Origin of the sequence: Desulfocucumis palustris (assembly GCF_002933875.1) — a bacterium.
GTDB lineage: Bacteria > Bacillota > Desulfotomaculia > Desulfotomaculales > Desulfocucumaceae > Desulfocucumis > Desulfocucumis palustris.
On sequence record NZ_BFAV01000021.1, the window covers coordinates 1 to 1,579 of the forward strand.

1 protein-coding gene is annotated in these 1,579 nt (G+C 39.0%); it reads left to right on the forward strand.

The window, feature by feature from the left end; translation table 11 throughout:
• The first annotated feature begins 771 nt into the window (after positions 1-771).
• Complete coding sequence (gene tnpA / locus DCCM_RS02320; RefSeq protein WP_104370857.1) at positions 772-1,068, forward strand: IS66 family insertion sequence element accessory protein TnpA; 297 nt, start codon at positions 772-774, stop codon at positions 1,066-1,068.
• Positions 1,069-1,579 lie beyond the last annotated feature (511 nt).

A 1,579-nucleotide genomic window follows, 5' to 3' on the forward strand; every position in this document is an offset into this window, starting at 1 on the left:
TGAAAAACTCTAACTTGAATAACTCTGAAAATGTTTGAAGTTTATTATCGCATGGATCAGATTATTATATAAGGCACTCAGTTTTTAAGCGCTTACCCGTAAGCAAAAAAGATAATGCTTTTTTCAACTATAATCCGCCTCCTTAATATCCTTGAAAACTTAATTGACACCTTGTCACTCGTTGAAAGTTGCACAAGAAGTAGTGGTACAATAAGTAATGTGGTTTGTGCAGGCTGACTTTGGAGGATTTTCCCAATTTTCCTCACAACCACTTTCTAGTTGCCCATTGGACTCTCCCCCCTTCTCATTAGTAGCAAGGGCTAATAAGAATACCACCCCCCGTTTTGGATCAGATCAGATAGCTGGTATAGTTTTTTATTAGATCCATCCCATTAATCCTTTTGCCTTGCGACAAGGATATAACATTATTTAAGTAAGTCTTGCCCGCACTACCTTCCACTGGTGCAAAATCCTGTTTGTCAGGCATATATACACCCTTGAGATACCAAACCATCTTTTCTTTATTGAATATACTTCATTAGGTCAGTGAAGGAGTGCTACAAACAAAAAGCAACGGCCACCACCAACTTAATGCCATGTATTTGTTACCATAACTTTCTATAAGTTTTATAAAAAATCTTTTTTTACGAAGTAAAATATTAACACAAATATCGACAAATAATTAGTAAGCGCTCAATAAACCGGTGCATGGTAGGCAGGCCTAATTCATGAGAAAATATCTCCATTAGATTAAGTATATGGAGGGATAGAGTGAATAAGCAAGAACGTCAGGCATTGGTAACTGAATGCCGGGATAGCGGGATGACGGCAAAGGCTTGGTGTGAAACAAAGGGTATTGAATATCGTCAGTATCTTGGATGGGCAACACAAGTTAATCGAGAAGCACAACCTATTCCGCAACAATGGGCTGATGTAACCGTAGCACAAGCAGAGTGCGTTTCAGATGAAATCAAGCTAAATTGTGGCAAATGGACGATTTGTGTGGGAATCGGGTTCAATCCTATTTTACTTGCTGATGTACTTCGAGTCGTGGATAGCGTATGCTGAAAGACATCGCAAGTTACGATGGAATTTATTTAGCATGTGGAGCTACTGATTTAAGACGTTCGGTAGACGGCTTATCTGTTAAATTTTTGAAAATGCGACAAGGGAGAACCGTCTCCTGTCGCATTCTGTCGCATTTGAGACTTTTTCTCTTAATGCGTGAGATGATTCCGCATTAGACTGCAATAAATAAAGTTTAGCCCAACACAAAATTTCACAACTAATCATAACATTGGAACCGTCCCCATGTTATGGAAAGTCGAAAAAACGGTACATTAACAGTAAATTTTGGATACATGTATCAGAAATTAGATTGCCGTCATGCCGGCATACGCTGAATAACTCCAACAAGCTCCGTGGATTGCATGGACTTTAATGTTTATATATCTATAATTTGGTATAATTAAATATTATCGGGCGTTCATTTAGCGGCGGATAGAGGTAAAGCAGCTTTGGTGAAGTGGCGGGGGCGGGATATTATGGCTTTGGATGATAAATGGCAATATTTGCGCGG